We start from the raw sequence: 24,614 nt of genomic DNA on the forward strand, positions 1-24,614 counted from the left end.
AGGGGCTGAAACCCGTCTTTTTTTTAAGTGAGAGCTGTGCGGCCTTGCGCGAGGCCAGCACGGCGCGGTCAGCAAGGCGTGAGCGAACCCCGCCTCGCTGGAATTCGGAATTAAGTGGCGGGCTTGTCGCTCATCGCCTTCAGGTTGTCCTTGAGCTGCTGACTCATGGGCAAGCCCAGGTTCGTGCCTTTTGGCGGCATGGGCGACTCGAACCATTTGGTGTACAGCTTCGTGAATTCGCCGGACTTCATCAGGCGCGCAATGGTTCCATCCACCAGCTTCTTGAACTCCGGGTCATCCTTGCGCAGCATGCAGGCATAGGGCTCAACCTGCAGCGAGTCACCCACCACTTGCAGGGAAGCCGGATTCTTGGAGTTGGCCATCAGACCGAACAGCAGGATGTCGTCCATGGCAAAGGCCACGGCGCGATCGCTTTCCACCAGCAGCAGCGAGTCGTCATGGTCCTTACCGAGGATCAGCTGCATGTCCAGGTTCTTTTCAGTGTTGTACTTGCGAATCACCTGGGCGTTCGTGGTGCCTGTGGTACTCGCAACGGTTTTCTTGGCCAGGTCTGCGTAGTTCTTGACGCCGGAGGTCTTCTTGGTCAGCAGGCGCGTGCCGGTGTAAAACATGTTGATGGAGAAAGCCACGTCCTTGCCGCGCACCGAGTTGTTCGTCGTCGAGCCGCACTCCAGGTCGTACGTCCCGTTGACCAGCAGCGGGATGCGGTTCTGGGACGTCACGGGCATGTAGGCCACTTCCAGATTGGGTTTTTTGGTCTTCTTGCGCACGTCATCAATGATGGCTTCGGTCAGCTCGACCGAAAAACCCACCGCCTTGGTCGATCCGATCAGGTAGCTGAAAGGCACCGACGCCTCGCGGTAAGACACGGTGATCTTGTTGCTGTCGGCCACTTTTTTCAGCGTCTGCGCGCTGGCGGTGGCGGCCAAGCCTGTTGTCAGCAGCACGGCGGTCATGAGGGTCGAGAATTTCATGCGAGTCCTTTCGGGGGCAGGGAGTTGGGAATTTCAGGAAGAAGGCATTGCCAGTGTAGGAACATGAGCAGGATGCGTGCCATTCATTTTCACGGCAAACCCATGCCAAAAACTCATGGTTTACCCATTCCGGGGCGTCAGGCCCGCGGGCATAACCACAGGTCATGGGCGGTGCCGAATTCAGCATTGTTCAAACCTGCCAGCGCTGCGTAAAGTGGCCCTCTTTCAAGAACAAAAGACGAAAGGACTTTCATGCATGTCTGTGTACTCGGCGCGGGAATTGTGGGGCTGGCCACGGCCTACAGCTTGCGCCGTGCCGGCCACGAGGTCACGGTGCTTGACCGCGCCAGTCCCGGCAGCGGCGCCAGTGGCGGCAACGGTGCACAGCTGAGTTACTCCTATGTTCAGCCGCTGGCTGATCCGGGCATCTGGCGGCAACTCCCCAAACTGCTGCTCTCGCCCTCATCGCCGCTGAAACTGCGTCCGCGCCTGGACCCCCGACAGTGGTTGTGGGGCGCACAGTTTCTGGCCGCATGCAAGGGCAGCACGTCGCGCAGCACCACGGCCCGGCTGCTCGAACTGGCGGCGCTCAGCCGGCAGACCTTCGACGCCATGATGAACGAGGAACAACTGGACTGCGATTTTTCCACCACCGGCAAGCTGGTACTGTATCCGGACCAGCCGTCATTCACGGCCGCGCGCCGGCAAATGCTGCTGCAGCGTGAACTGGGCAGCAGACAGGAAGCGGTCGGTGCCGACCGTTGCGTGGAGATTGAGCCTGCGCTGACAAGCCGCCATCGCCACATTGCCGGCGCCATCTACACGCCCAGTGAATGCGCCGCCGACTGCCTGAAAACCTGCCGTGCGCTGATGGCTGTGCTGCGCCGCCAGGGTGTGCGGTTTTTACTCGCCTCGCCCATTGAGCAACTGGTGGTGCGCGGCGGATTGGTGGTGGCGGCAGCCACGCCGCAAGGCCTCGTCGAAGCCGACCAGTATGTGATGTCGCTGGGCGCCCACTCCCCCCGCCTGGCCCGCACGCTCGGCGTGCACCTTCCCGTCTACCCGCTCAAGGGCTACAGCATCACGGTGGAGGTGGGCGAGGCGCCACGCGCGGCGCCGTCCGTGAGCGTGACGGACAGCGCCCGCAAAGTGGTGTTTGCGCGCATCGGCTCGCGCCTGCGGGTGGCGGGCATGGCTGAGCTCTCGGGGTATGACACCGCTGTTTGCCCCGCACAGATCGCCTCACTGAAGGCCACGACCCAAATGCTTTTCCCGCAATGCAATGCGTTGGCGGACCTGAGCCCCTGGGCCGGCATGCGCCCGGCGACGCCCACCGGCTTGCCCATCATCGGCAAGCACGCCAAAGGCCCTCGCAACCTGCTGTTCAACACAGGCCATGGCGCACTGGGCTTTACGCTGGCATTTGGTTCGGCACAACGCATCAGCCGCTTGCTGAGCCCCTGACTCCTACCCCCCGAGCACGACCAAGCACGATACCGCACGGACCACGGGAGCCCGTTCAGACTGTCCGTGCCAGCGCCTGTTGAAAGCATCGCACAAACGCCCGCACCACGACCGAGCCCGGCTTGCCCGCGGGCAACACAGCCTTGATGGGCACCGGAATCAGGGGCTCCAACGCCAACACATCCACGCGCGACAGATCGGCGGATACCGCCGTGCAGGTATCCACCACGGCAATGCCGAGCCCGTGGTGCGCCAGTGCTAACGCCGAATGGTAGGTCTGCACGGTAATGGAAAACTCCAGCCCCACCCCGGCCTCACGACAAGCCTGGTTCAGGCTGCGGCCCACCGGATCCAGGACGTCGAGCCCGATGACGGGCACCTTGGTTAAATCCGTCAGCGTGACGCTGCCGCGTTTGGTCAGGCGCGCGGCCAGCATGCCTTTGGGCGCGATACAGACCATGCGGCCGTCGGCCAGATGCTCCTGCGCCAGCGCTGAATGCACTACCGGGCTGAACAAAAAGCCGACATCCCCTTCCTGCAACGCCAATGCCGAGACAATTTGCGGCGAATGCAGCGCCTTGACCGTGATGGCCACATCAGGATGCCTGACGCGAAACAGCTTGATGGTGTGCGGCAGGATTTCGTAGCTCAGCGCCAGCACGGTCAGGACGCGCAACTCCCTGGCACTCTCGCCCGTCTTGAGGTTGGCCGCCAGACGCTGCACCTCATCGAGCTGGGCAAACAGCCGCTCGATGTGCGGATACAGGGTGAGCGCTTCAGAAGTTGGCGTGAGTCGGCCCTTGCCGCGCTGAAAGAGCGCGAAACCAAGCTGCAGCTCCGCATGCTGCAGGACACGGCTGACAGCCGGCTGGGTGACATTGATCAGGCGCGCCGCACCGCTGACACTGCCAGTGAGCATGACGGCATTGAAAACTTCGATGTGGCGAAGGCGCATGGGTGTCCTGTTGACTCGGTTTTTCGAACAATTCCGGATTATGGTGTGCGGCGACGTCAACCGGGCGCACGGGCACCCGATAGCCAGCGAACGTTTGCGAGCTGTGTCCTGAAATTGTGTATCGGGATGGCAGGGGAAACGCTTACGCTTGCGTTCGCAACTGGTTCGGATCAAACTGGCTGCCGCGCGTTTCTCCCAGGGAGCTTTCATGAACGCATTGAGCCCGGAACAGTTCAAGGCGGCCGCCAGGCAAGCCTGGGATAAGTCTGCCAGCGGGTGGAACGCTCAAACACAGCATATCCATGGCTGGCTCGCACAAGCCACACCGGCCATGCTGGATGCTGCCCGCATCACAGTCGGCATGCGGGTGCTCGACATCGCCGCAGGCGCCGGGGACCAGACGCTGGACATCGCCCGGCGGGTCGGGCCCGGCGGTTATGTGCTGGCCACCGACATTTCCCCAGGGATTTTGCAGTTCGCACAAGACAACGCGCGCGATGCCGGTTTGCCCAATGTCGAAACCCGTGTCTGCGATGCGGAACATCTGGGCGTTGATGCTGCGAGCTTCGATGCGGCCGTGTCCCGGCTCGGCCTCATGTTCTGCCCCGATCCCCTGCAGGCCCTGCAGCAGGTTCACCACGCCCTGAGACCCGATGGGCATGCCGCTGTGCTGGTGTTCTCCGAGCCGCAACACAACCCCTGCATCGGCATCCTGATGTCAACGGCGCTCAAGCATGCAGGCCTGCCGCCGAGAGATCCATACCAACCCGGCAGTCTGATGAGTCTGGGCAAGCCGGGCCTGCTTGACGAGCTGTTCCACGCCGCGGGATTCACAGACGTGACAAGCACCCGGGTTTCTGCGCCCTTTCGCCTGCCCTCGACCCAGGACTATTTGACTTTCATACGCACGTCGGCCTCGCCGATCGTGCAGATTCTGGGCAACTTGAGCCAGGAAGCACAGGACGCCGCCTGGGCTGAGATGGAAAGCAGGCTCAGCGCATTTCAGTCGCCAGGCGGCTGGGAAGGGCCAAATGAGCTGCTGGTGGCCCGTGGAACCCGGCTGTCCAGTTGATCTGTCGGCCAGCCTGGGATAGACGTAAAAAAGCCGCCCGAAGGCGGCTTTTTGTACTGGCGGAAACGGAGGGATTCGAACCCTCGATGAGGCTCTACACCCCATACTCCCTTAGCAGGGGAGCACCTTCGGCCACTCGGTCACGTTTCCAATAAAGCGATTATCTCACGACTTAACGCCGGTTTTCAGGCGGCGGGCTGGTCCAGGTCAAAAGCCTTGTGCAAGGCACGAACGGCCAGCTCCATGTATTTTTCATCAATGACCACGGAGGTCTTGATTTCGCTGGTCGAGATCATCTGAATGTTGATGCCCTCTTCGCTGAGCACGCGGAACATCTTGCTGGCAACGCCCACATGGCTGCGCATGCCGATACCCACGATGCTGACCTTGCAGATCTTGGCGTCGCCGGTGACTTCCTGTGCGCCCAGCGCCGGCAGCACCTTGGTTTTCAGCAGGTCAACGGCTTTGGAATAGTCGTTGCGGTGCACGGTAAAGCTGAAGTCCGTCTTGCCGTCCTTGCTGATGTTCTGGATGATCACATCGACTTCGATGTTGGCGTCGGCCACGGCGCCAAGGATCTGGTAGGCAATGCCCGGGGTGTCTGGCACGCCGAGGACGGAGATTTTGGCTTCATCGCGGTTGAAAGCGATGCCCGATACGATGGCTTGTTCCATGTTTTCGTCTTCCTCAAAACTGATCAAAGTGCCTGATTTGGCTTCTTCGTTGATGTCGATGTCCCAGTCGGTGAAGCTGGACAGCACGCGCAGCGGCACCTTGTACTTGCCGGCAAATTCCACCGAGCGGATCTGCAGCACCTTGGAGCCCATGGAGGCCATCTCCAGCATTTCCTCGAAACTCACGGTGTGCAGGCGGCGTGCCTCGGGCACCACGCGCGGGTCGGTCGTGTATACGCCGTCCACGTCGGTGTAAATCAGGCACTCGTGGGCTTTCAGGGCTGCCGCGATCGCCACGGCCGAGGTGTCCGAGCCGCCGCGACCCAACGTGGTGACGTTGCCGCCCTCGTCCACGCCCTGGAAGCCGGTGATGATCACGACCTTGCCGGCGTCCAGGTCGGCGCGCACGCGCTCGTCGTCAATCGATTCGATGCGGGCCTTGGTGTAGGCGTTGTTGGTCTTGATGGTGACCTGCCAGCCGGCGTAGCTCACGGCCTGCATGCCTTCTGACTGCAGCGCAATGGCCAGCAGCGCACTGGAGGCCTGCTCGCCGGTCGCGGCCAGCGCGTCGAGTTCACGGTGATAGTCGTCACCGGGCCGTCCGGGGGCCAGCTCTTTGGCCAGGCCCAGCAAACGATTGGTTTCGCCACTCATGGCGCTGGGAACCACGACCATCTGGTGGCCGGCCCGCGCCCACTTGGCGACGCGCTTGGCCACATTGCGGATGCGCTCGGTTGAGCCCATCGATGTGCCGCCGTATTTATGAACGATCAAAGCCATTGCAGGATGTCAATTCAGGAGTTGGTTGCGAACATTGCGTGCTGCTTTTTGCAGGCCCCTGACGCCCTTCCCGCATTCTGAGAAGAAGGTGAGAAGAAGGCTTTGGCAGCCAGCAAAGCCCTCAATTATACCCAGGGCTATTACCTAATCGTCCGTCTGGCCCGCCCCGGCGGTGTAGTGCAGCACCGCACCGGCGCGCGTCACGTGGCCTGTCGCCACCTTGAGGTGAATCTTGTGCCCGCGGGTGGTGCAGGAGGCCACTTGCACCAGCAACTGATCGAGTTGCGCCGCGCTGGGCGTTGCCTGTTGCAGCTGCAGCCAATGGCGCAGCACATTGGCCTGGCGCGCCTGCGAAAACGCCTGCAGGGCCGTGATGGCAGGCGGCAAGCCGACCGCGGCCAGATCCTGCTGCGCCACCTCCACCAGCAGCGCCTGGGCCTGGGCCGCATGCCGGGCACTGCGCGCAAAGGTCTCGCGGAACTGCGGAAAGGCGTCCGCCAGCGCGGGCAACAGCCGGGCCCGAATGCGGTTACGCGTGAACTGCTCGTCGACATTGGTCGGATCTTCCACCCAGGGCACGCCCCGTTCGACCAGCCAGGCGCGCAGCAGCGCCCCGGGCACCGCCAGCAGCGGGCGATGGTAGGTGATGCCGTCTCGCTCCCACCGCGCCGGCATGGCTGCCAGTCCCGGCAGCCCCGCACCGCGCGACAGCGCCAGCAGCATGGTTTCAACCTGGTCATCGGCGTGCTGGGCAATTGCTATGTCTCTGATACCAATCTGCGCCCATTCCTCATTAGCTACAGCACCAAAAGCCGCATAGCGGGCCTTGCGGGCCGCGTCTTCGGGGCTTTCGCCGGATGCATGGCGGGCCTGCACGCGTTTCACGGCAAGCGGCACGTTCAACTGCGCACACAGGGCCTGGCAGTGCCGTTCAAAGTCGTCGGCCGCAGCCTGCAGGCCGTGATGGATATGAACGGCCCGGACCTGACCGGGCCATTTCTCGGCGCAGCCCACCAGCAAGGCGGTTGAATCGGCGCCGCCGCTGAGCGCTACAGCGAAAGGCAGGCCCGGAGAGAAAGAAGCCAGCGCTTCGGATAAGCCGTGCGCCGGTCCGCTACGAGCCACGGTGGCCCACCGAAAAATCATTGCGTCCCGTTCGGTCCTCGCCCCGCAGCAGCCACAAAGGCCGCGTGGCGAAGCTGACCGGGACGCCGGTTTCGCCGTCCGACGGGCGCAGGCTGCGGTCGAACAGTGAGGTGCCCGGCATGTAGCGCAACGCCACGCCGGTGCGCCTGGTGCCAGAGGTATTGGCCTGGGCGCCGTGGATCATGTAAATGTCGTGCAAAGACATCTGGCCGGGCTCAAGTTCCAGATCGACCGCCTCATTCACGTCAAAGCTGCCTTCGGCCATGCGCTGGTTCAGGGTCAGGTCGGTGCGGTCTTCATGCAGGTGAGGATAGAGCACTTTGGCGGCGTGCGAGCCGGGGATCACGCGCAGGCAGCCGTTCTCACGCGTGCTCGGCTCCAGCGCCACCCAGACGGTACAGTTGGCCAGCGGGCGGATGGGCCAGTAATGGCCGTCCTGATGCCAGGGCGTTTCAAAACCTTCGCTGGCCGGCTTGCAGAATACGTGGCAGCCCCACAGGATGACGTCGGGCCCGATCACCTGCGTGACCAGGTCAACGATATCCGGGTTCATGGCGAGATCGAAAAAATCCCGGCTGCCCCGCACACCCTCATCGTTCTGGCCCTCGATATGGGCGCTCACCAGCTTTTCCGGGCGCACGCCCGGGTTGTTGCGGATCAACGTGTTCAGCGCATCCTGCATCCGGAGGACCCAGGCATCGCTGAGCCGGAACTGCGGAATAACGTAGCCCTGCTCCCGGTAGTGCCGGATTTCCTGATCGGACAGGCTGGCCATGGCCTTGTTCGCTTGAGCTTGCCGTGGCGCCCTATTTCCCGGCGTCGGCTTTGGTATCGGTAAAACGGCCGTAGCTTTGCAGCCGTTCGTAGCGGCGGTCCAGCAGCTCCTTGACCTTCAGGTCGCTGACCTGCCGGAACGCGTCGTTGAGTGCCCGCTTCAAAAATGCCGCCATCTGCTTGTGGTCGCGATGGGCGCCGCCCACGGGCTCGTTGACGATCTTGTCGATCACGCCCAGGGCCTTGAGCCGGTGCGCCGTGATGCCCAGCGCATCGGCGGCCTCCTGCGACTTCTCCGAGGTTTTCCAGAGAATGGATGCACAGCCTTCCGGGCTGATCACGGAGTAAATCGAATACTGCAGCATCACCACCTGGTCGGCCACCGAAATGGCCAGCGCGCCGCCGGAGCCGCCCTCGCCGATGATGGTGGTGATGATGGGCACTTCGAGCTGCGCCATTTCAAAAATATTGCGGCCGATGGCCTCCGACTGGCCGCGCTCTTCGGCATCGATGCCGGGGTAGGCGCCGGGGGTATCCACAAAGGTGAACACCGGCAGCTTGAACTTCTCGGCGGTCTTCATGAGGCGCAAGGCCTTGCGGTAGCCCTCGGGCTTGCTCATGCCGAAGTTGCGCAGGCCGCGCTCCCGGGTGTCGCGCCCTTTCTGGTGGCCCAGCACCATGCAGGCGGTGCCGTTGAAGCGGGCCAGGCCGCCCACAATGCTCAGGTCATCCGAGAAATGCCGGTCGCCGTGCAGCTCCACAAAATCGGTGAAGATGTCGTTGACGTAATCCAGCGTGTAAGGCCGCTCCGGATGGCGGGCGATCTTGGTGATCTGCCAGGGGTTCAGGTCGCTGTAGATGTCTTTGGTCAGCTGCTGGCTTTTCTTGGCCAGCTGGTCGATTTCTTCCGAGATATCTACAGCCGACTCGGTCTGCACGTAGCGCAGCTCTTCAATTTTCCCTTCAAGCTCCGCAATGGGCTGCTCAAAATCGAGAAAGGTTTTTTTCGCCATGTAATGCTCCTCAAGGCTTCTTAAAACTTAAGGCCTGTTACCGTTATTTTTGCTCGGTACCCAGAACCGGTAATGGGTCCAGCGAGCGCCAAATATACCAAGTTGCGACACTGCAATACGGCGCCCAGGCCGCAGCCACCTCGCGCGCATCGCTGCGGCTGACGGATTCACCCGAAAAATAGTTCTGGCTGATGCCGCTGATCAGGCCGAGATCGTCCAGCGGCAGCACGTTGGGACGCATCAGGTAAAAAATCAGGAACATCTCGGCCGTCCAGCGGCCAATGCCGCGGATGGCCACCAGCTCGGCAATGATGGCTTCGTCGTCCATTGCCTGCCAGTCTTTCACATGGACCGCGCCGGTATCGAAGTGTATCGACAGGTCTACCAGGTACTCCACCTTGCGTGCACTCAGGCCCGCAGCCCGCATGTCGTTAACCTTGAGCCTGAGCACGTTGGCGGGCGTGATTTTCTTGGGCAGGGCCGAGAACTTTGTCCAGACGCTCTGGGCCGCTTTCACGGAGATCTGCTGCCCCACGATGCTGCGCGCCAGCGTGCTGAAGGCATCGCCTCTTGCATGAAGACAGGCATCACCAAACTGGGGAATCAGCCGCTTCATCACCCGGTCTTTCTTGACCAGGTGCTTGCAGGCGTCGCCCCAGTACTCTGGCACCGTGGTGGCGGGCTCGGGAACATCGGCCAGTTCAACGCTGGCGGGGCCGGTTTTTACTATCTTTTTCATGGTTGCCCGCGCCCGCACTGCGCCGACGGGTAGCCAGAATGCGCAAAAAAATGATTACGCCCTGAACTCACGATTGCACCTCCCAGGTAGTGCCTGCAGGTGAATCCTTGAGGACAATGCCCTGGGCCAGCAAATCGTTGCGGATGCGGTCTGCCTCGGCGAAGTTTTTCGCTTTCTTGGCATCGGCACGCTGAGCGATCAGTTTCTGGATGCTGGCGTCATCCAGCCCCGCGCCGGCCTGAAGGTAGCGACCGGGGGCGCCCTGCAGCAAGCCCAGGCAGCCGCCCAGGCTCTTCAGCAAACCGGCCAGTTCGGCGGAACGGGTTTTGTTGACTTCACCGGCCAGATCAAACAGCACCGCCACGGCTTCGGGTGTGCCGAAGTCCTCGTCCATGGCAGCCTTGAAGCGCGCTGCAAACGGATTGGCCCAGTCAATCGACACGTCGGCCGGGCTGACGAGATCCAGCGCCGTGTAGAGGCGCTTGAGCGAATTGCGGGCGTCGTCGAGGTGGGCGTCGCTGTAATTCAGCGGGCTTCGGTAGTGCGCACGAACGATGAAAAACCGCACCGTTTCGGCGTCGTATTTCTGCAGCACTTCACGGATGGTAAAAAAGTTGCCCAGCGACTTGGACATCTTCTCGTTATCAACCCGCACAAAGCCGTTGTGCACCCAGAAGCGTGCCAGCGGCTTGCCGTTGGCGCCTTCGCTCTGCGCAATTTCGTTTTCATGGTGCGGAAACTGCAGGTCGGCCCCGCCGCCGTGAATGTCAAAAGTTTCGCCCAGCGTCTGGCAGCTCATGGCAGAGCATTCGATATGCCAGCCTGGCCGGCCGGACCCATAGTCACTATCCCATTTAGCTTCCGGTGGCTCGGCAGGCTTGGCGCGTTTCCAGAGCACGAAGTCCAGCGGGTCTTCCTTGCCGTCCAGCACCGCCACGCGCTCGCCCGCCCGCAGCTCGTCGAGTGATTTGCCGGAAAGCCTGCCGTAGCCCGGAAATTTGCGCACCGCATAGTTCACGTCCCCATTCGAAGAACGGTAGGCCAGGCCCTTGGCCTCCAGCGTGCCGATCAATGAAAGCATCTGCGGCACGTATTCCGTCGCGCGCGGCTCCAGGGTGGGCGGCTCGATGCCCAGGGCTCCGATGTCCTGGTGCATGGCGACGATCATCTCGTCGGTCAGTGCGCGAATGGTGATGCCGCGCTCGACCGCCCGTTTGATGATCTTGTCATCGATGTCGGTGATGTTGCGCACATAAGTCACCTGCAGGCCGCTGGCCTTGAGCCAGCGCTGCACCACGTCAAACGCCATCATCATGCGCGCATGGCCGATGTGGCACAGGTCGTAAATCGTCATGCCGCACACATACATGCGGACATGACCGGGGACCAGGGGAGAAAAATCTTCCACGTCACGCGACAGCGTGTTGTAAATGCGAAGGCTCATGGAGTATCTGGATGCGTGGCCTGACTGGAATCGGTCGATCGGTCAGAGGGGAGACAGGAAACGGAATCTGGCGGACAGTTTTGGGCGCAGAAAAATATAAAAACGGAATGCAAAAGAAGCTGCCATAAAGGGGAAAGCACGATTTTCGGGCGGCAACGAACTATACCCCCTCAGCTACAATTGGTCAGTATATCCAGCCGACCTGACAGCATGCAGCATGCGGCAAATCCAGGGGCCACTGAAAAGCCGGACTGTTTCATGGCGATTTTCTGCCCGACGGGTAACCAACGCTTCCAAACAATTGCGAGATTTCTCATGCCCACGCGCGCACCGTTCTCAAGCAACTCACGCAACCCCTTGCCGGCGGCCCTGCGCATGCTGTTGCTGGCCGCCATGCTGTCGGTATCCGCAGCCCATGCCGACGACTACGCCGATGTCAGCCACCTGATACGGGCCGGCCAATACCCCGAAGCGCTGGCCAAGGCCGACCAGTACATCGCCGGAAAGCCACGCGACCCCCAGATGCGTTTCTTCAAGGGTGTCATCCAGACCGAAACCGGCAAGACCGGCGACGCGATTGCCACCTTCACCAAAATCACGGAAGAATATCCCGAGCTGCCGGAGCCTTACAACAACCTGGCAGTGCTCTACGCCGGCCAGAACCAGTTTGACAAGGCCAGGGCTGCGCTTGAAATGGCGATCCGCACCAACCCCAGCTACGCCACCGCCCACGAAAACCTGGGCGACGTCTACGCCAAGCTCGCCAGCCAGGCCTACAGCAAAGCCCTGCAGCTTGACGGTGGCAACACCAGCGTGCCGTCCAAGCTGGCGCTGATCCGCACCTTGTTGTCAGCCGACCCCAAAGGCCAAAAGCCGGCCGCCGCTGGCGCGCAGGCATCCAGCCCGACGGTTGCCAGGCCCGCCCCTGCATCCGGGGCATCGCCCCGGTAGCACGTGCTTCGCATTGCATGAGCCGCTGCCCTGAGACCTGCGCTGGACCGACAGCAGCGACACGATGGTGGTAACCTTTAGCAAACTGGTCTGGGACGTTGGAACAGGCCGGGCCAGCCACCCGCAGTGGTAGTAGCCCTCGCCGGGGTAGCCAGTGAAAAATATTTTTTTGAAGAGGTAATTCAATGGCATTTGCCAAGCTCACCATGTCCGCCACGTTGACCCCATTCAGCGCAGCTCGCCGCGCAGCGCTTGCAGCAATGGCTGCATCTGCCGTCATCACCTGCCTTGCCGGCCCGGCCCTGGCGCAAAGTGCCCCCAAGGTGAAGTTTGTGACCAGCGAAGGCGAGTTCGTGGTCGAGGTCTACCCCGACAAAGCGCCCAAAACAGTTGAAAACTTTTTGCAGTACGTCAAGGACAAACACTACGACGGCACCATTTTTCACCGCGTGATCGGCAACTTCATGGTGCAGGGCGGTGGCTACGATGCGAAATATGCCGAGAAAAAGACCCGTCCGCCGGTGGTCCATGAAGGCCGCGAAGCCCTGGCCAAAGGCGGCACCAAAAACGTGGTGGGCACACTGGCCATGGCCCGCACCAACGACCCCCATTCGGCGTCATCGCAGTTTTTCATCAACGTCAAGGACAACGACTTTTTGAACCCGACGCCGATCCCGCCGGGCGACCCGGTGCCACGGTTTGAGTACCAGGGCCAGGTCTATGAAAACACGCCACGCGCGCAACTCGTCAACGCTCCCCAGCTCTACGGCTACACGGTGTTTGGCAAGGTCATCAGCGGCATGGACGTGGTGAACAAAATCAAATCGGTGCCCACCGGCCCCGGCGGCCCCTTCCCCACGGACGTGCCTAAAACGCCCGTTCTCATCCAATCTGCAACCCTCGTCAATTAATCAATTGACTCACTGATACAGGAACCACCATGAGCAATCCAAAAGTCGAACTCCACATCAAGAACTACGGCGTGATCACGCTGGAGCTGGATGCCGCCAAGGCACCCAAGACCGTCGCCAACTTCCTGAGCTACGTCAACAAGGGCCACTACGCCAACACCGTTTTTCACCGGGTGATTCCCGGCTTCATGGTGCAGGGCGGCGGCTTTGAAGTCGGCATGAAACAAAAGCCCACCGACGCCGAGATCGAGAACGAAGCCACCAACGGCCTGAAGAACGACAACTACACCGTCGCCATGGCCCGCACCAATGCGCCGCACTCGGCCAGCTCACAGTTTTTCATCAACGTGGCTGACAACGGCTTTTTGAACCACACCGCACCCAGCGCATCGGGTTGGGGCTATGCCGTGTTTGGCAAGGTGGTGGCGGGCACCGAGGTCGTTGACAAGATCAAGGCTGTCAAGACCGGCCGCAAAGGCTTTCATGACGACGTGCCGCTCGAAGACGTGGTGATCGAAAAAGCGGTAGCGCTGGCCTGAAGCCCTTCGGACTGAGCCTGCCCAAGTCCAGCCCGTGACATCCTCCTTGACCGTGCCCCAGATCGCGGAGTTCCATGCACCGCCTTCCTGGCGCACGGTCGATTTCATTGCTGACCTGCATTTGCAGGCCGGGGAGCCTGCCACCTTCACGGCCTGGAGGCATTACCTTGAGAGCACGCCTGCCGATGCGGTGTTCATTTTGGGCGACCTGTTTGAAGTCTGGGTCGGCGACGACGCGGTAAGTGCTGATCTGTCGGCCCCAGCGACTGGCCTGGAGACCAAACCGGAAACCAGCTTTGAAGACCGCTGCGCCCGCCTGCTGGGCGAGACGGCTGGCCGGCTGGCTGTTTTTTTCATGCACGGCAACCGCGACTTCCTGGTGGGCCAGACCCCGACCGGCCCGACGCTGATGGACCTGTGCAACATCACCCTGCTGGCCGACCCGACTGTGCTGGTGTTTCCAGGCCAGTCCGCCCACCGCTGGCTGCTGTCGCATGGCGACGCGCTGTGCCTGGGTGATGTGGACTACCTGAAGTTTCGCCAGCAGGTACGCAGCCCCGACTGGCAGAGGGCCTTCCTGGCCAGACCACTGGCCGAACGCCAGGCCATTGCGCGCGGGCTGCGCCAGCAAAGCCAGCAGCAGCATGAACGCCGCCGGCAATCGGGGGCCGGCTATGCCGATGTGGACGCCCAGGCCGCCCGCCAGTGGCTGGAGGCTGCGGGGGCACGCACCCTGATTCACGGCCACACCCACCAACCGGCGGTGCATGACCTCGGCCAGGGTTTTGCACGTGTGGTCCTCAGCGACTGGCACGCAGAGGCCAAACCGCCGCGCGCCGAAGTGCTGCGCCTTTCTGCCGGCGGCCTGCGGCGCATTCCCCTGCTGTAGGTCCGGCTGCCGGCCTGCTCACAAAAGCCTGCAATCGACACACCCGCTTCATGCTGAACTGGTTGCGAACACTGCTGGGGCTCGTCCGCGCCGATCCTGGCGCCATTCCCGAGACCCTGTGGCTGGACACGCTGGCCCACTACCCTTTTCTGGCCCGGCGCCCCGCGGCCGAGCAGTTACACCTGCGGACCCTGGTCAGCCAGTTTCTGACCCAAAAGGAATTCAGCGGTGCGCACGGCCTCGTCGTGACGGACAAGATGGCGGTTGCGATTGCTGCGCAGGCCTGCCTGCCCGTGCTGCACTTGGGCCTCGACTATTACGACGACTTCAAAGGCATCGTGGTGCACCCGGGGGCCATGCTGGCGCGCCGCGAGGTCACGGACGGCAGCGGCGTGGTGCACCGCTACAGCGAAGTCCTGCTGGGCGAAGCGATGGATCGGGGCCCCGTCACCCTGAGCTGGCAGGATGTCGCTGCCGCTGGTGAATCGGCCAGCCACGGCTACAACGTCGTGGTTCACGAATTCATCCACAAGATCGACATGCGTGACGGCGCCGCGAACGGTTGCCCACCCCTGCCCTCGCGTGCTGCACGCGAGGCCTGGCAAGCCGTGATGCAACCGGCCTACGACGACTTTTGCGAACAGGTGGCCATGGCCGAACGTTTTGGCGGTGCGCCGCCCTGGCTGGACCGCTACGGCGCCACGTCACCGGCCGAATTCTTCGCCGTGACCTGCGAAGCGTATTTTGTGAACCGTTCCCGCTTTGCGCAGGACTTTGCGGCCCTGGCTGGGCTGTTTGATGAGTACTTCAAGAGAAACAGGGCCTCAGCCCATTAAGGACAGGGAAGCACAGGGAAGAGAAGAGCAGAGAAGTGCAGGAGAAAGAAGCTATCTATTTAATAGCATCCTGACCGCATGCACGGGAAATTCGCAGCTGGCAGGTGCTTGAGTATTTCCTCGTACGGCATGTCGACGCGATAGCCGGCCAGCCATGAGCGACTGCACCGCCCATTTCCTGCCCAGTGATGTCAGGCCGCTGGCACCGACATCCTTGAGATGAACACTCCCGGCTGCCTCATGCATCCATGCCGCACCAGAACGCAACACGAAGAACGCAGACCGGGAGCGTGAAAGCCCAACTCAAACCCATGCGGGGCGGGAGGTCAGCTTAAAGTTCAGCTCAACGCTTGAGCAACACCTTCAACACGTTCTGCACACGCCTGGCGTTGCCGGCATCGAAGTCGGCTGCCAGCACCTGGGCGGCGTCTTCACCCCAGGTTTCAGCGGGCGCGGGCGCGTTGCGCCGGGTCAGCAGCTGCAGTTGCAACATGCGACGGGCGCTGAGGTGCTCGGCAGGCGTGGGCAGTTCGGCGGCAATCTCCAGGCGCAGCAAGGCCTCGGACGCATCCTTGCCCGAGGGCGCGCCAACCGCCTGAACCCAGCGGTTGCGCACGGCGGGCGCGACCTGCTTGCCCAGCTCCTGCGCGCCGGGCAGCAGCGACGGATCGCGCTTTTCCCAGGCGGTGATCAAGTGGGTCAGCACTTCACCATGGGCCTGCATGGCGAGCTTTTTCAGCGCGTGGTTGGCGGCCTCAAAGGCTTCGCGCTGGGCGCGGAAAGCGGCATCGCCCAGGCGCGGACCACGGTCTTCGAAGGCCGGGCGGTCATTGCCGCGAGGGCCCCGGTCGTCACGGCCGGGACGGCTGCCATCGCGGTCGGGGCGGTAAGGCTCGAACTTGTTGTCCGTGCTTTGGCGCGGGCCGCCTGGGCGCGAATCCTTGCGGTCACCGAATTTGCCGCCTCGTCCTGCGGGCGCTGCTTCAGCCTTGCGCATGCCTGGGCGGTCGTCACCGCGCATGGCCACGATAGGCCTGGGTGCGGCTTTGGGCGGCGGCGGGGGTTCAGCGGGTGCAGAGGCAGGCTCGCCGGCTTGCGCAAACTCGGCGGCGGCCGCTTCAGAAGCGGCTTCCATGACGGGCGATTGGTCTGCTGCTGTTTCTGTAGCTTCCTGCGCAGGTTCAACAATGGCTTCAGCATCATCTCCTGCTGCAACATGCGTTTCATTGGCGGCGGCAAGCACAGCCTCGACCGAAAGAGCCGACGGCACGTCGGACTCCGATGTAGCCGCAGGTGCAGGCACGGGCACAGGGGCTGGCACGGGAACCTGGCCGCGAACAATCGCCTCAAGCGCCTTGGCGGCGGCGTGGATTTTTTGCGCATCGCCGCTGGCCGTGGCGGCTTCCACCGCTTTGGAGGCCTCGAGCACCATGCGGTCGAACTCGCCAAGCGCAGCCGCTGCTTTTTCGCGCTCGGCGGTTTTGCGCTGGAAGGCGTCATCAATCGGCTTGCGAAAAGCATCCCACAGTTTTTGCTCCTGCTTGCGCTCAATCGGCACACTTTGCGCCTCATGCTGCCAACGCTGCTGCAGGGTCTTGACGGCATCAATGCGCAACTGGGGCTCAGCCCCCAGAACTTGCGCCTCTTCAATCATGGCTTTGCGGTGCGCCAGGCTCTCGTTGCGGGCGGCCGTCAGCGGTGCATCAGCCGCATCCATGGCGGCTTTCCAGACAGGCTGGATTTCGGCAAAGGCCTTTTCACCCAGGTGCCCGGCTTCGCGCCATTTCTCCACAAACCCGTTAAGGCTGCGAATGTGGTGCTTCCAGTCGGTGTTGGTCTTGTTGGCTTCGGCCCAGGCCAGCACTTCATCAATCAGTGCGCGGCGCTGAGCCTTGCTGGCCTCTGTCTGCTCCTTGACTTTTTCGAGCCAGGTCTCGACCACTTTATGGGCTTCATTGCAGGCGTCGTCAAAGCGCTTCCACAGCGCATGGTTGGGCGTGCCGCCCTGATCGCTGGTCTTCCATTGCTCGCGCATGGCGCGCAAGGCTTCCTGTTGCTTGCGGCCGCCCATGGGGTGCGCCACCAGCGCTTCGGCTTTCACCACCAGCTCTTCACGGATCTGGTCGGCGCGCCAGCGCTGCCAGCCTTCCAGTTCACCGGCAGCGGTCAACGCGGCGTGGGCGGCGGCTTCGAGCTTGCTGTCGATGTGGCGGACATGCTCTTTCAGTGCATGGCGCAGGTCAGCGGCGACTTTGGGCGTGGACTTGCCATGGCCTTCAGTGACTTCGTGCTCCAGCCTGGCAAGCGCCTCCTGCACGGCCGCCGTCGCCTTCTCGCGCATGTCCTGCAACACGGCGGGGTCGATTTTGGCCTTGGGCGCGCGCGCCGGCTGCTCGCCCGCGGGCGCCGGCACACCGCGCGCGGCACGCAGTTCGTCGGCCCACACCGGCACGGCGGGCAGCGGCGCCGCCACGTCCTCCGCGGCTTTCACAGCCACGGCCAGGGCCCCCTGGAACGCGTCCCACACAGCGAGCAACTGGCCACGCGAGGCATCCAGCAGCGGTGGAAACTTGGCATCGACACTGGCCCAGTTGGCGTCGTGCATGATCTCGTCGGCCTGGTTCTGCCAGTGCGTCACGTCGGTGCGCAGCGTATCGAGCGCCGCTTCCGCATCGCGCCAGGGTTTGATCGACAGCACCTCGATGCGCTGCGCAATCAGCACGGCGGCTTCGCGCTGCACCTGGGTGCGATGCTGCAGGTCCTCGATGGTTTTGACGCGCTCGGCCAGTTGTACCTTCAGGCTGGCCAGGGGATCCCGGGACAAGGGGGCGCCGGCTTTGGCGGCATCGCGCTGCCAGGCCAGGGCATCGGCCAGATTGAGCTTGGGCAAGGCAAGCAGGCCCTGCGCTTTTTCCGCCCATTCAGCCGCCACGGCTTCCTGGCCTTTGCTGCGTTTGACTTCGTCGAGCTTTTCCTTGAGGGGTTTGGCGGCGCCCTTGTCGCGGTTGGCCAGGTCCTTGTAGACCTCGGCCATCTGCTCTGCCGTGGGTTCCGTCGCCAGCCACTGACGGATGCGCGCCGTGCGCTCGCCCGAGGTGGGCGCTGAAAACGCGCCGCCCGTCAGGCCGTCCAGCGGATGGGCTTCAGCCGATTTGGCCGGGCCGGTTTTCACGGCGGATGCATGTGCCGGGGTGGCGTCGGCTTTGGAAGATTTGGACATGGGAAAACGCAGCATAAAAAATTAATAACACTCGGTTCGAGAAAAACAGCCGAAGACGGCACGCGAGCCGGGGCGCCCTGTGCTCCGGGATGCTTGCGCCTGCCAGCACTTGCTGCCACAGGTAGGGCAATGGGTGGTGAACCGTCAGCGGGGAAAGCGGGTCGCGGCGTACAAGGCCTTTGCCTCCTGCGCCCCACCCTCACGCTTTAAAAAATAAAGCACTGCGCGTATTTTCGCTGTTTTTAGGGCATCGCCAAATTAAGTTCGGCGCGTGGCGTCCATTTGGCCTCTGGCGGCACCGCTTTGGCGGCCCCCAGAAAGAGGCGATCAGGTGGCAGGTTTCGGGTGGCGAGGTAGTCCTTGACTGCCATGCCGCGCTGCACCGCCAGCTCGCGCATGGCGTCATCGCTCACATTGATGGCGGCCAGCAGCAGTTTTTCCATCTCGGGCACAGGCAGCTCTTTGGCCAGGCCAATGAGGTTGCGCGGTTTGGGCATGTCCGCGCGTTTGTACACCTCCTTGAGCAAGGCGGGGTACTCGGCGGCGCTGATGCTGACCGCGGCCCCGGCGGTACCGCCCTCTTTGACTGTGCTGCGGCGCTTTTCGGCCCCTACCAGTTCATCAAGCCGCTCGCGCTTGAAACCCTCACGTTCGGCCTCCAAACTGCTGGTGCCAACTACCGTGAGCTTGAGGGCGGGTCTATCCGCCAGCGCCTTGGCCACCTTGTCGAGCCCTGCCCTGGCTTCTGGCCCCAGCTGGGCGCTGCCGGCCTTGAAACTGACGGTACTCAACTCGTCCCCGCCACCACCCAGCGCACTGGCCAGCAGGCTGAACGGTGCGGTAATCGCCTTGACGATCACATTGACAATGACCTTGACGATGATGGGGCCGAGGCTGAACTGCGGGTCGTTCAACGAGCCGCTGATGGGCAAGTCCAGGTCAATCACGCCATTGCGGTCGGCCAGCAGCGCTACCGCCAGCTTGACCGGCAGGCTGGCGGTGGAACCCTCGACCTTGTCACCAAAACTGAGCTGGTTGAGGATGAGCTTGTTGGTGGCGATGAGCCGCCCGTCAGGCAGCACCACGTAGTTCACGTCCATACTGAGCTTGCCGCGGTTGATGCCGTAACCGGCGTATTTGACGGCATAGGGCGAGAGCGGCGGCAGTTCCAGGTCGCGCACCTTGCCGGTGATGTCAAGCGCGAGCGGCTTGGCCAGCGGATTGAGCTTACCCAAAATCTCCAGCGACGCCGTGCCCTCGGCCCGACCTCGCAACTCCAGGTCGGCCATGTTGGGCGTCGTAGCTGTGCCGCTGCCCGGCGTGGATGGCACCGCCGGGGATACCGAGGAGAACGCGCTGAGCTTGCCGGTCAGGTCGCTCAGGTTGGCCGAATAGTTGGGTTTGACAAAACGGTCCGAAAACAGCACCTTGCCGTTGACCAGGCTCATGGGGCCAAAACTCACTGCCGGAGGCGGGCCGGGGCTGGCTACGGGAGGGGTCGAAGCAGGCGATTGCGCTACGGTTTGCAAGCCTTTTGGCGCTACAGCCTCTGTTTGACGGACACCACCAGCTATGGTTTTGGTAGCCGCTTGAGATGCAGGCGTGAAAGCAGCGACCGTTGCCGTGCCCCCCGCGGTGCTGGCAGACGTGGCCGGCTTGAGCAGGTCCTGCAGGTTGATGCGGCCCTCGGAGGTGACGATCACGCGGGCGAAGAAGTCGGTCAACACGGTTTCCTTCACGTCCACCCGCGTGGCCTTGGCCGGATCCAGCGCCACATTCAGGCCGCGCAGGTTCAGCGCCTTCCAGGCCAGCAAGTCTTCACTGGGTGCCAGCGTATTGGCCTTGAACTCTTCCAGCGCCACATCGCCGGCAATCTGGGCCTGCGGCCCGGCCGGGGTCTGGCGGTAGGCCACGCGGCCCTTGAAGCTGGCGTCGGCGCGCAGCAGTTCGATGTTGAGCGTGTCGGCAAAGTAAGGTTCAAACGCCTGCGCCGGCAGCCGGTCCACCACCAGCTGGCCCTGTGCCTGCAGCGGCACGAGACCCACACTGCCCTTGAAGTCAAGCTTGCCGGGTTCAAAATGCCCGGCAGCCAGACGCAAAGAGGCGGTGAGCGGCATGGGCTTGGCCGCTTGCGCCCTGGCCGAAGGCCGGTCATCAAGCACCAGCCCGCCCAGCTGAGCCCTGGCCGCCGAAACCTCAAACGCGACCGGTTTGGCGCCGGCCTTGTCGGAAAACGATATGGCGCCACCATCGAGCAGCACCTCGTTAATGGCCACCGCCCAGGAAGGCGCGTCTGCTTTGGTGGCGACAGGCGCTGACGGCGACGATGGCGATGGCGTGCTGTGGCTCACCATCCAGCGCTCGTACATCCAGCGTTTGTCGCTGTCGCGGTCGATCTTCGCCCTGGGTTGGGTCAGCTGCATTTTGGCGGATTTGAAGGTCTGGCCGGCCACATCGATGCCCACCTCAAACAGGTCCACACGCTTGATGGACACCAGCGAAGTTTTGCCTTGCGCCAGCACCACGTCGCTGACGGCGATCTGCGGGGCCGTGACCTGCAGCGCCTGGCCCTTGTCGCCGCTAGCGGCCTGCCACGTCACGCCCAGTTGGGCATCGAGTTGACCATTCAACGCCGGAAGCAAAAACTCGCCAACGTACTTGGCTGCCATGTTGAGCGGCCAGGCAGCCACTGTGGACGTGACTTGGGCCGCCTGGTCAGTGGCCGTTCCGCTGAAGGTCAACAACGCCGGGGTGGCGGCCGGCTCGGGCGCGGTGGCTTTCGCAGAAACCCCGGCCGCCTTCGCCTTTGTCTGTGCGCTTGCGTTGGCACCTGCCGCTGCAGCGGGCGGCTCCTGGACGGACTGATCCAGCCCTATCGATCCGTTGAACTGCAAGGGTGCGCCGGCAGCAAACGGCACGGCAATGGCCGACGCGTCCAGTGCGATGCCAGCCAGCCGGATCTGGGCAGGCGAGCTCAGGGTTTCATCCAGCCAGTTCAGTGCACCACCGCGCACGGTGACCTTGCCCACCTGCACTTTCCAGGGCGTCGCCGCCGTGGAAACCGCTGCAGCGGGCGGGATCACCGGTGCGCTGACCGCGGCCTTTGGTTGGACATCGTTTGGCGGGTTTGCTCCCGGTTTTTGGCCGTCGGCAGCTATGTTTTTTGTAGCGCTTTGTCCACTGGAAGGCAGCACATTCAGGCGCCCAGCCCGGTCCCGCGTGATCTGCAGCGTAGGCGCGGCGAGCTCCACCGCAGAGAGTTTGACGAATTGCTCCAGCGGGCGCACGTCGTCCATGCTGATCTGCAGCCGATCGAAGGACAGGAAGTCCCGGCTTGACGATGAAGCCTCCGGCAGGGCGGGGCTTGGAACAGTCAGCAGGCGAACTTTCTCTGCCGTGGCCGTTCCTGATATCCTGACTACGGCATCCGGCGTCTGCTCGAACGCCACCTTGGCATCGGCATGCAGCACCGCGCTTTGCAGCCGGAACGGCAGGCTGGCTGGCCAGTAAGCCAGGTAGGGGCTCAGGTCAAAGCCGCTAAGCGTGACGCTGGCGTCGGTCTTGCGGGTCTGTGCAAAGGGCGTACCGACGGCCGCCGTGTCGAAACTGCTGCCATTGAGCCGGAAAGCCAGGTGCGGCGTGGTTTTGATCTCGCGCTGGGACTTCAGGTTGCTCAAAAAAGGCACGGTGAGTTGCAGGTCCCGCAGCACGTGGGTCTTGCTCACCGACTGGTCGATAAAGTCCAGTTGACCGCCATTGAGCTCCAGGTTGTAGAGGGCAAACCGCGGCGGCTCGCCAGGCACCTCGCCTGCGGAGGCCTTGAAACGGTCCAGGATGTCGTCAATGTCGTAACGCCCTTCCCCAAGATAAGTCAGCGAAGCCACGGGTTCCTGCACCACGATCGCATCGGCCACCGGTGCCAGCCGCAGCAGGGACTCGAGTTCCGCATCTATATAGATACGCTTGATCGTGAGCTGAGCCGCTGCGCCGGCCTGGGCGCTCCCGGCTGCACCCGGTGTAGTGGCGCCGGCGCGGCTGGTTTTTGCGATGACGAGGTCATTGAGTGTCAGCTCCAGCGACCACGGCTTGAAGTCCACTTGTCCCACGGTCACCCGGCGACCCAGCTTTTCAGAGGCAATTTTTTCCAGTTGCGATGTCAGGATGACGGGGACCACCGCATAGGCCAGCACCCACAACAGCAACAGCCCCCCGAAAGCCCAGCTCGCACGGCGCCGCCACGACGGTGACCGGACCCAAACGCCGACCTTGGCCTGAAATTTCCGTCCCCTCTCCCACCACTTGTTCTTCAATTCATTGCTTGGCATAAGACCCGAGTTTTTTATGGCCGGGCCAAAAGGTCAATGATTTATTTGAAAAAAGTGGTGATTCAAAACGAAAAACCCCGACCAGCTTGACTGACCGGGGTTGACGGCGGGCGTAATGCTCATGCCGTCGGTCTTCGCAAAAGGAGAGAGTAATCGTCTCACAGTGCGATAGAAGCAAGTGATTGCTTCCAGTTTTACCGGGGTTGGTTACCCAGCGGGAGCCTGAATTAATCAGGCAATTAGAGGTTAAACCCTCGACAGGCCGGGGGCAAGTCCAAATTTTCAATCGTCGGCACAGGAGTGATTGCCGTTTTCTTGAGGCAGCGCCGGGGGAGCCCTGCGCCTGCAATGAGAAGCTATCTGGCAGACACACGGGATTTTGGATGACAGTGAAATTTGAGTAAGTAAATTTAACTGGGGCGGTTCTTTAAAAGGCAGCGCTACAGCTCGCTCTTTGGCCATTTTTCGATAAAAAGCAGGGTCTAATCTCACAAAAATGCATATCAAACCACTTTGTTATTCTTGACAGGTTATTAAAGCGGCCACTAAAATTCGGCTTGCTCCCAAAACCACCTAGGGGCAACCCGAATCCGCTGCCGATCCCGGCAACGTCAAACGAGGGTCAACACCCGCAAGGCCAAGCCTTGGTTTGATGGCGACCCAATCAAAGTCTGCATGGCCCCCGCGCCTTTGCAGGCGTAGAAAGGAGTGCTATGACAGCGCTAGGAAACCATGGCTTGATGCCGTACCTTGAGGCGCACTTCAAAAGTGCACGCAGCAGTGTTTCAAATATTGCTGACGACATTGCCCAAGGCTTTTTCGAGATCATCCACAACAGCTTTGCCCTGCTGGGGCTGGCCGTTGTGTTCGCGGTGATTACGCTTGTTGCCCGGCCCGATCTGCGTCAGGCCGGTGAATCCGAACTCATCACCTGGCTGCAGGAGCGCCAGGAGGAAGCGATCGGCTTTACCGAGCCCGCCGCCATTGACCGGGCCACCGCATCCAACCCGAAAGACCTGCCGTCCCAACAGGCGGCAGTGGCTTACTGGTTGAGTAAAAAATACGGCGTGGCGGCGGAGCCCCTGAGCGTTCTGGTGTCGGAGGCGTTTGAGATTGGCCAGAAGGCCAAGCTTGACCCCACCCTGATTCTGGCCATCATGGCGATCGAGTCGGGTTTCAACCCTTTTGCCCAAAGCCCGGTCGGCGCACAGGGTTTGATGCAGGTGATGACCAAGGTGCATCACGACAAGTATGAAAACTTTGGCGGCAAACTGGCGGCGTTTGACCCGGTTACCAACCTTCGCGTCGGGGTCAAGGTGCTGCAGGAGTGCATTGCCAGGGCCGGCTCGATCGAGGGTGGCCTGAAGTATTACGTGGGTGCGGCGAACATGGAAGATGACGGCGGTTACGCCGGGAAAGTCATGGCCGAGCACGCCCGCCTGCTGGCGGTGGTGGGGAGCAAGCGCCTTTTGCCCTCGCCGTTCTTTGCTTCCCCGGCGCCTGCGCGCCCCATGCCAGCCTCGTTGCCGGCAAAACCCGGCGCGGTAGATGCTGGCGACGGCAGCAAAACGCCTGAGAAAGTAGCGCTCCTCAGCCGGTCCTGAGCCCCTCTTCTTGCTGGCCGCCAGACCTTTGCGGGTGGTTCGGCGCACGCTCCTTCCATGCCGGGCTTCTCCCCGGCTTTTTACTTTTGAACCCACGCCTGCCCCCGAACGCCCGGCCTCAGTTACACTAGCGAGGTGCGCGACTGGCGATAGGTATCATGGTCTTGCCGGCCATTGATGCTGACGTGGGGACACCACTGGGAAGCGCACCGCTCAAAGCCGTTTGGCCACAGCGTTCAGCCGTTCGCCTGGGCAGCCCTTGTTTCCTTGCTACCCAAGGACA

The 24,614-nt window shown here is 62.3% G+C and carries 18 protein-coding genes, 1 tRNA gene and 1 riboswitch; of the genes, 8 read left to right on the plus strand and 11 right to left on the minus strand.

What is annotated here, in order from left to right; translation table 11 throughout:
• Nucleotides 1–110: 110 nt before the first annotated feature.
• Nucleotides 111–995, minus strand: coding sequence for a transporter substrate-binding domain-containing protein (locus AC1DS5_RS04750; protein WP_477717096.1), 885 nt, complete (start codon nucleotides 993–995; stop codon nucleotides 111–113).
• Nucleotides 996–1,247: 252 nt separating this feature from the next.
• Here AC1DS5_RS04750 and AC1DS5_RS04755 point away from each other — a divergent pair, with 252 nt between their 5' ends.
• Nucleotides 1,248–2,459, plus strand: coding sequence for a D-amino acid dehydrogenase (locus AC1DS5_RS04755; RefSeq protein ID WP_477717097.1), 1,212 nt, complete (start codon nucleotides 1,248–1,250; stop codon nucleotides 2,457–2,459).
• 55 nt (nucleotides 2,460–2,514) lie between these two features.
• Here AC1DS5_RS04755 and AC1DS5_RS04760 read toward each other — a convergent pair whose 3' ends face one another.
• Nucleotides 2,515–3,414 (minus strand): LysR family transcriptional regulator, encoded by a 900-nt coding sequence (locus AC1DS5_RS04760; protein WP_477717098.1) that lies wholly within the window; start codon nucleotides 3,412–3,414, stop codon nucleotides 2,515–2,517.
• 208 nt (nucleotides 3,415–3,622) lie between these two features.
• Here AC1DS5_RS04760 and AC1DS5_RS04765 point away from each other — a divergent pair, with 208 nt between their 5' ends.
• Nucleotides 3,623–4,486 (plus strand): class I SAM-dependent methyltransferase, encoded by an 864-nt coding sequence (locus AC1DS5_RS04765; RefSeq protein ID WP_477717099.1) that lies wholly within the window; start codon nucleotides 3,623–3,625, stop codon nucleotides 4,484–4,486.
• A 57-nt stretch (nucleotides 4,487–4,543) separates the two neighbouring features.
• Here AC1DS5_RS04765 and AC1DS5_RS04770 read toward each other — a convergent pair.
• The 7 genes from AC1DS5_RS04770 to cysS all read right to left on the minus strand — a co-directional run bounded on the left by AC1DS5_RS04770 (nucleotide 4,544) and on the right by cysS (nucleotide 11,056).
• A tRNA-Ser gene (locus AC1DS5_RS04770) sits at nucleotides 4,544–4,636 on the minus strand.
• A 35-nt stretch (nucleotides 4,637–4,671) separates the two neighbouring features.
• Nucleotides 4,672–5,940, minus strand: a complete 1,269-nt coding sequence (locus tag AC1DS5_RS04775) for an aspartate kinase (RefSeq protein WP_477717100.1) — start codon at nucleotides 5,938–5,940, stop codon at nucleotides 4,672–4,674.
• 144 nt (nucleotides 5,941–6,084) lie between these two features.
• Nucleotides 6,085–7,086, minus strand: a complete 1,002-nt coding sequence (gene tilS, locus AC1DS5_RS04780; RefSeq protein WP_477717101.1) for a tRNA lysidine(34) synthetase TilS — start codon at nucleotides 7,084–7,086, stop codon at nucleotides 6,085–6,087.
• Nucleotides 7,055–7,861, minus strand: a complete 807-nt coding sequence (locus AC1DS5_RS04785) for a phytanoyl-CoA dioxygenase family protein (protein WP_477717102.1) — start codon at nucleotides 7,859–7,861, stop codon at nucleotides 7,055–7,057. The genes tilS and AC1DS5_RS04785 overlap by 32 nt, the downstream gene beginning before the upstream one ends.
• 31 nt (nucleotides 7,862–7,892) lie before the next feature.
• Nucleotides 7,893–8,873, minus strand: a complete 981-nt coding sequence (locus AC1DS5_RS04790; protein ID WP_477717103.1) for an acetyl-CoA carboxylase carboxyltransferase subunit alpha — start codon at nucleotides 8,871–8,873, stop codon at nucleotides 7,893–7,895.
• A 43-nt stretch (nucleotides 8,874–8,916) separates the two neighbouring features.
• Entirely contained in the window at nucleotides 8,917–9,612 is a 696-nt protein-coding gene (locus tag AC1DS5_RS04795) for a DNA-3-methyladenine glycosylase family protein (protein ID WP_477717104.1), read from the minus strand.
• Between the two features lie 67 nt (nucleotides 9,613–9,679).
• Complete coding sequence (cysS, locus tag AC1DS5_RS04800) at nucleotides 9,680–11,056, minus strand: cysteine--tRNA ligase (protein ID WP_477717105.1); 1,377 nt, start codon at nucleotides 11,054–11,056, stop codon at nucleotides 9,680–9,682.
• Between the two features lie 315 nt (nucleotides 11,057–11,371).
• On the opposite strand from cysS, the gene AC1DS5_RS04805 reads away from it, so the two are divergent.
• From AC1DS5_RS04805 to AC1DS5_RS04825, 5 genes are all read left to right on the plus strand, one after another.
• Nucleotides 11,372–12,007, plus strand: coding sequence for a tetratricopeptide repeat protein (locus tag AC1DS5_RS04805; RefSeq protein WP_477717106.1), 636 nt, complete (start codon nucleotides 11,372–11,374; stop codon nucleotides 12,005–12,007).
• A 185-nt stretch (nucleotides 12,008–12,192) separates the two neighbouring features.
• The gene (locus AC1DS5_RS04810) at nucleotides 12,193–12,918 is read left to right on the plus strand and encodes a peptidylprolyl isomerase (protein WP_477717107.1); all 726 of its coding nucleotides are present in this window, start codon (nucleotides 12,193–12,195) and stop codon (nucleotides 12,916–12,918) included.
• 29 nt (nucleotides 12,919–12,947) lie between these two features.
• Entirely contained in the window at nucleotides 12,948–13,457 is a 510-nt protein-coding gene (locus AC1DS5_RS04815) for a peptidylprolyl isomerase (protein ID WP_477717108.1), read from the plus strand.
• Nucleotides 13,458–13,491: 34 nt separating this feature from the next.
• A complete protein-coding gene (locus AC1DS5_RS04820; protein WP_477717109.1) occupies nucleotides 13,492–14,346 on the plus strand; it encodes a UDP-2,3-diacylglucosamine diphosphatase in 855 nt (284 codons plus the stop codon).
• 50 nt (nucleotides 14,347–14,396) lie between these two features.
• Nucleotides 14,397–15,182 carry a M90 family metallopeptidase gene (locus AC1DS5_RS04825; protein ID WP_477717110.1) on the plus strand — a complete coding sequence of 262 codons (786 nt, stop codon included), beginning with the start codon at nucleotides 14,397–14,399 and terminating at the stop codon, nucleotides 15,180–15,182.
• A gap of 343 nt (nucleotides 15,183–15,525) precedes the next feature.
• Here the strand turns inward: AC1DS5_RS04825 and AC1DS5_RS04830 are convergent, their stop codons facing one another.
• Complete coding sequence (locus AC1DS5_RS04830) at nucleotides 15,526–18,402, minus strand: DUF349 domain-containing protein (RefSeq protein WP_477717111.1); 2,877 nt, start codon at nucleotides 18,400–18,402, stop codon at nucleotides 15,526–15,528.
• 242 nt (nucleotides 18,403–18,644) lie between these two features.
• Complete coding sequence (locus tag AC1DS5_RS04835; protein WP_477717112.1) at nucleotides 18,645–22,727, minus strand: DUF748 domain-containing protein; 4,083 nt, start codon at nucleotides 22,725–22,727, stop codon at nucleotides 18,645–18,647.
• A gap of 740 nt (nucleotides 22,728–23,467) precedes the next feature.
• Here AC1DS5_RS04835 and AC1DS5_RS04840 point away from each other — a divergent pair.
• A complete protein-coding gene (locus tag AC1DS5_RS04840) occupies nucleotides 23,468–24,331 on the plus strand; it encodes a lytic transglycosylase domain-containing protein (protein ID WP_477717228.1) in 864 nt (287 codons plus the stop codon).
• A gap of 129 nt (nucleotides 24,332–24,460) precedes the next feature.
• A riboswitch (ZMP/ZTP riboswitch) is annotated at nucleotides 24,461–24,592 on the plus strand.
• Nucleotides 24,593–24,614 lie beyond the last annotated feature (22 nt).

It is taken from the genome of Polaromonas sp. P4_H1 (assembly GCF_056400945.1).

Excerpts from the sequence above, each read along its gene's own strand:
- AC1DS5_RS04750 (WP_477717096.1), bottom strand. The coding sequence starts at position 995 with ATGAAATTCTCGACCCTCATGACCGCCGTGCTGCTGACAACAGGCTTG.
- AC1DS5_RS04755 (WP_477717097.1), top strand. The coding sequence starts at position 1,248 with ATGCATGTCTGTGTACTCGGCGCGGGAATTGTGGGGCTGGCCACGGCC.
- AC1DS5_RS04760 (WP_477717098.1), bottom strand. The coding sequence starts at position 3,414 with ATGCGCCTTCGCCACATCGAAGTTTTCAATGCCGTCATGCTCACTGGC.
- AC1DS5_RS04765 (WP_477717099.1), top strand. The coding sequence starts at position 3,623 with ATGAACGCATTGAGCCCGGAACAGTTCAAGGCGGCCGCCAGGCAAGCC.
- AC1DS5_RS04775 (WP_477717100.1), bottom strand. The coding sequence starts at position 5,940 with ATGGCTTTGATCGTTCATAAATACGGCGGCACATCGATGGGCTCAACC.
- tilS (WP_477717101.1), bottom strand. The coding sequence starts at position 7,086 with ATGATTTTTCGGTGGGCCACCGTGGCTCGTAGCGGACCGGCGCACGGC.
- AC1DS5_RS04785 (WP_477717102.1), bottom strand. The coding sequence starts at position 7,861 with ATGGCCAGCCTGTCCGATCAGGAAATCCGGCACTACCGGGAGCAGGGC.
- AC1DS5_RS04790 (WP_477717103.1), bottom strand. The coding sequence starts at position 8,873 with ATGGCGAAAAAAACCTTTCTCGATTTTGAGCAGCCCATTGCGGAGCTT.
- AC1DS5_RS04795 (WP_477717104.1), bottom strand. The coding sequence starts at position 9,612 with ATGAAAAAGATAGTAAAAACCGGCCCCGCCAGCGTTGAACTGGCCGAT.
- cysS (WP_477717105.1), bottom strand. The coding sequence starts at position 11,056 with ATGAGCCTTCGCATTTACAACACGCTGTCGCGTGACGTGGAAGATTTT.
- AC1DS5_RS04805 (WP_477717106.1), top strand. The coding sequence starts at position 11,372 with ATGCCCACGCGCGCACCGTTCTCAAGCAACTCACGCAACCCCTTGCCG.
- AC1DS5_RS04810 (WP_477717107.1), top strand. The coding sequence starts at position 12,193 with ATGGCATTTGCCAAGCTCACCATGTCCGCCACGTTGACCCCATTCAGC.
- AC1DS5_RS04815 (WP_477717108.1), top strand. The coding sequence starts at position 12,948 with ATGAGCAATCCAAAAGTCGAACTCCACATCAAGAACTACGGCGTGATC.
- AC1DS5_RS04825 (WP_477717110.1), top strand. The coding sequence starts at position 14,397 with ATGCTGAACTGGTTGCGAACACTGCTGGGGCTCGTCCGCGCCGATCCT.
- AC1DS5_RS04830 (WP_477717111.1), bottom strand. The coding sequence starts at position 18,402 with ATGTCCAAATCTTCCAAAGCCGACGCCACCCCGGCACATGCATCCGCC.
- AC1DS5_RS04835 (WP_477717112.1), bottom strand. The coding sequence starts at position 22,727 with ATGCCAAGCAATGAATTGAAGAACAAGTGGTGGGAGAGGGGACGGAAA.
- AC1DS5_RS04840 (WP_477717228.1), top strand. The coding sequence starts at position 23,468 with ATGCCGTACCTTGAGGCGCACTTCAAAAGTGCACGCAGCAGTGTTTCA.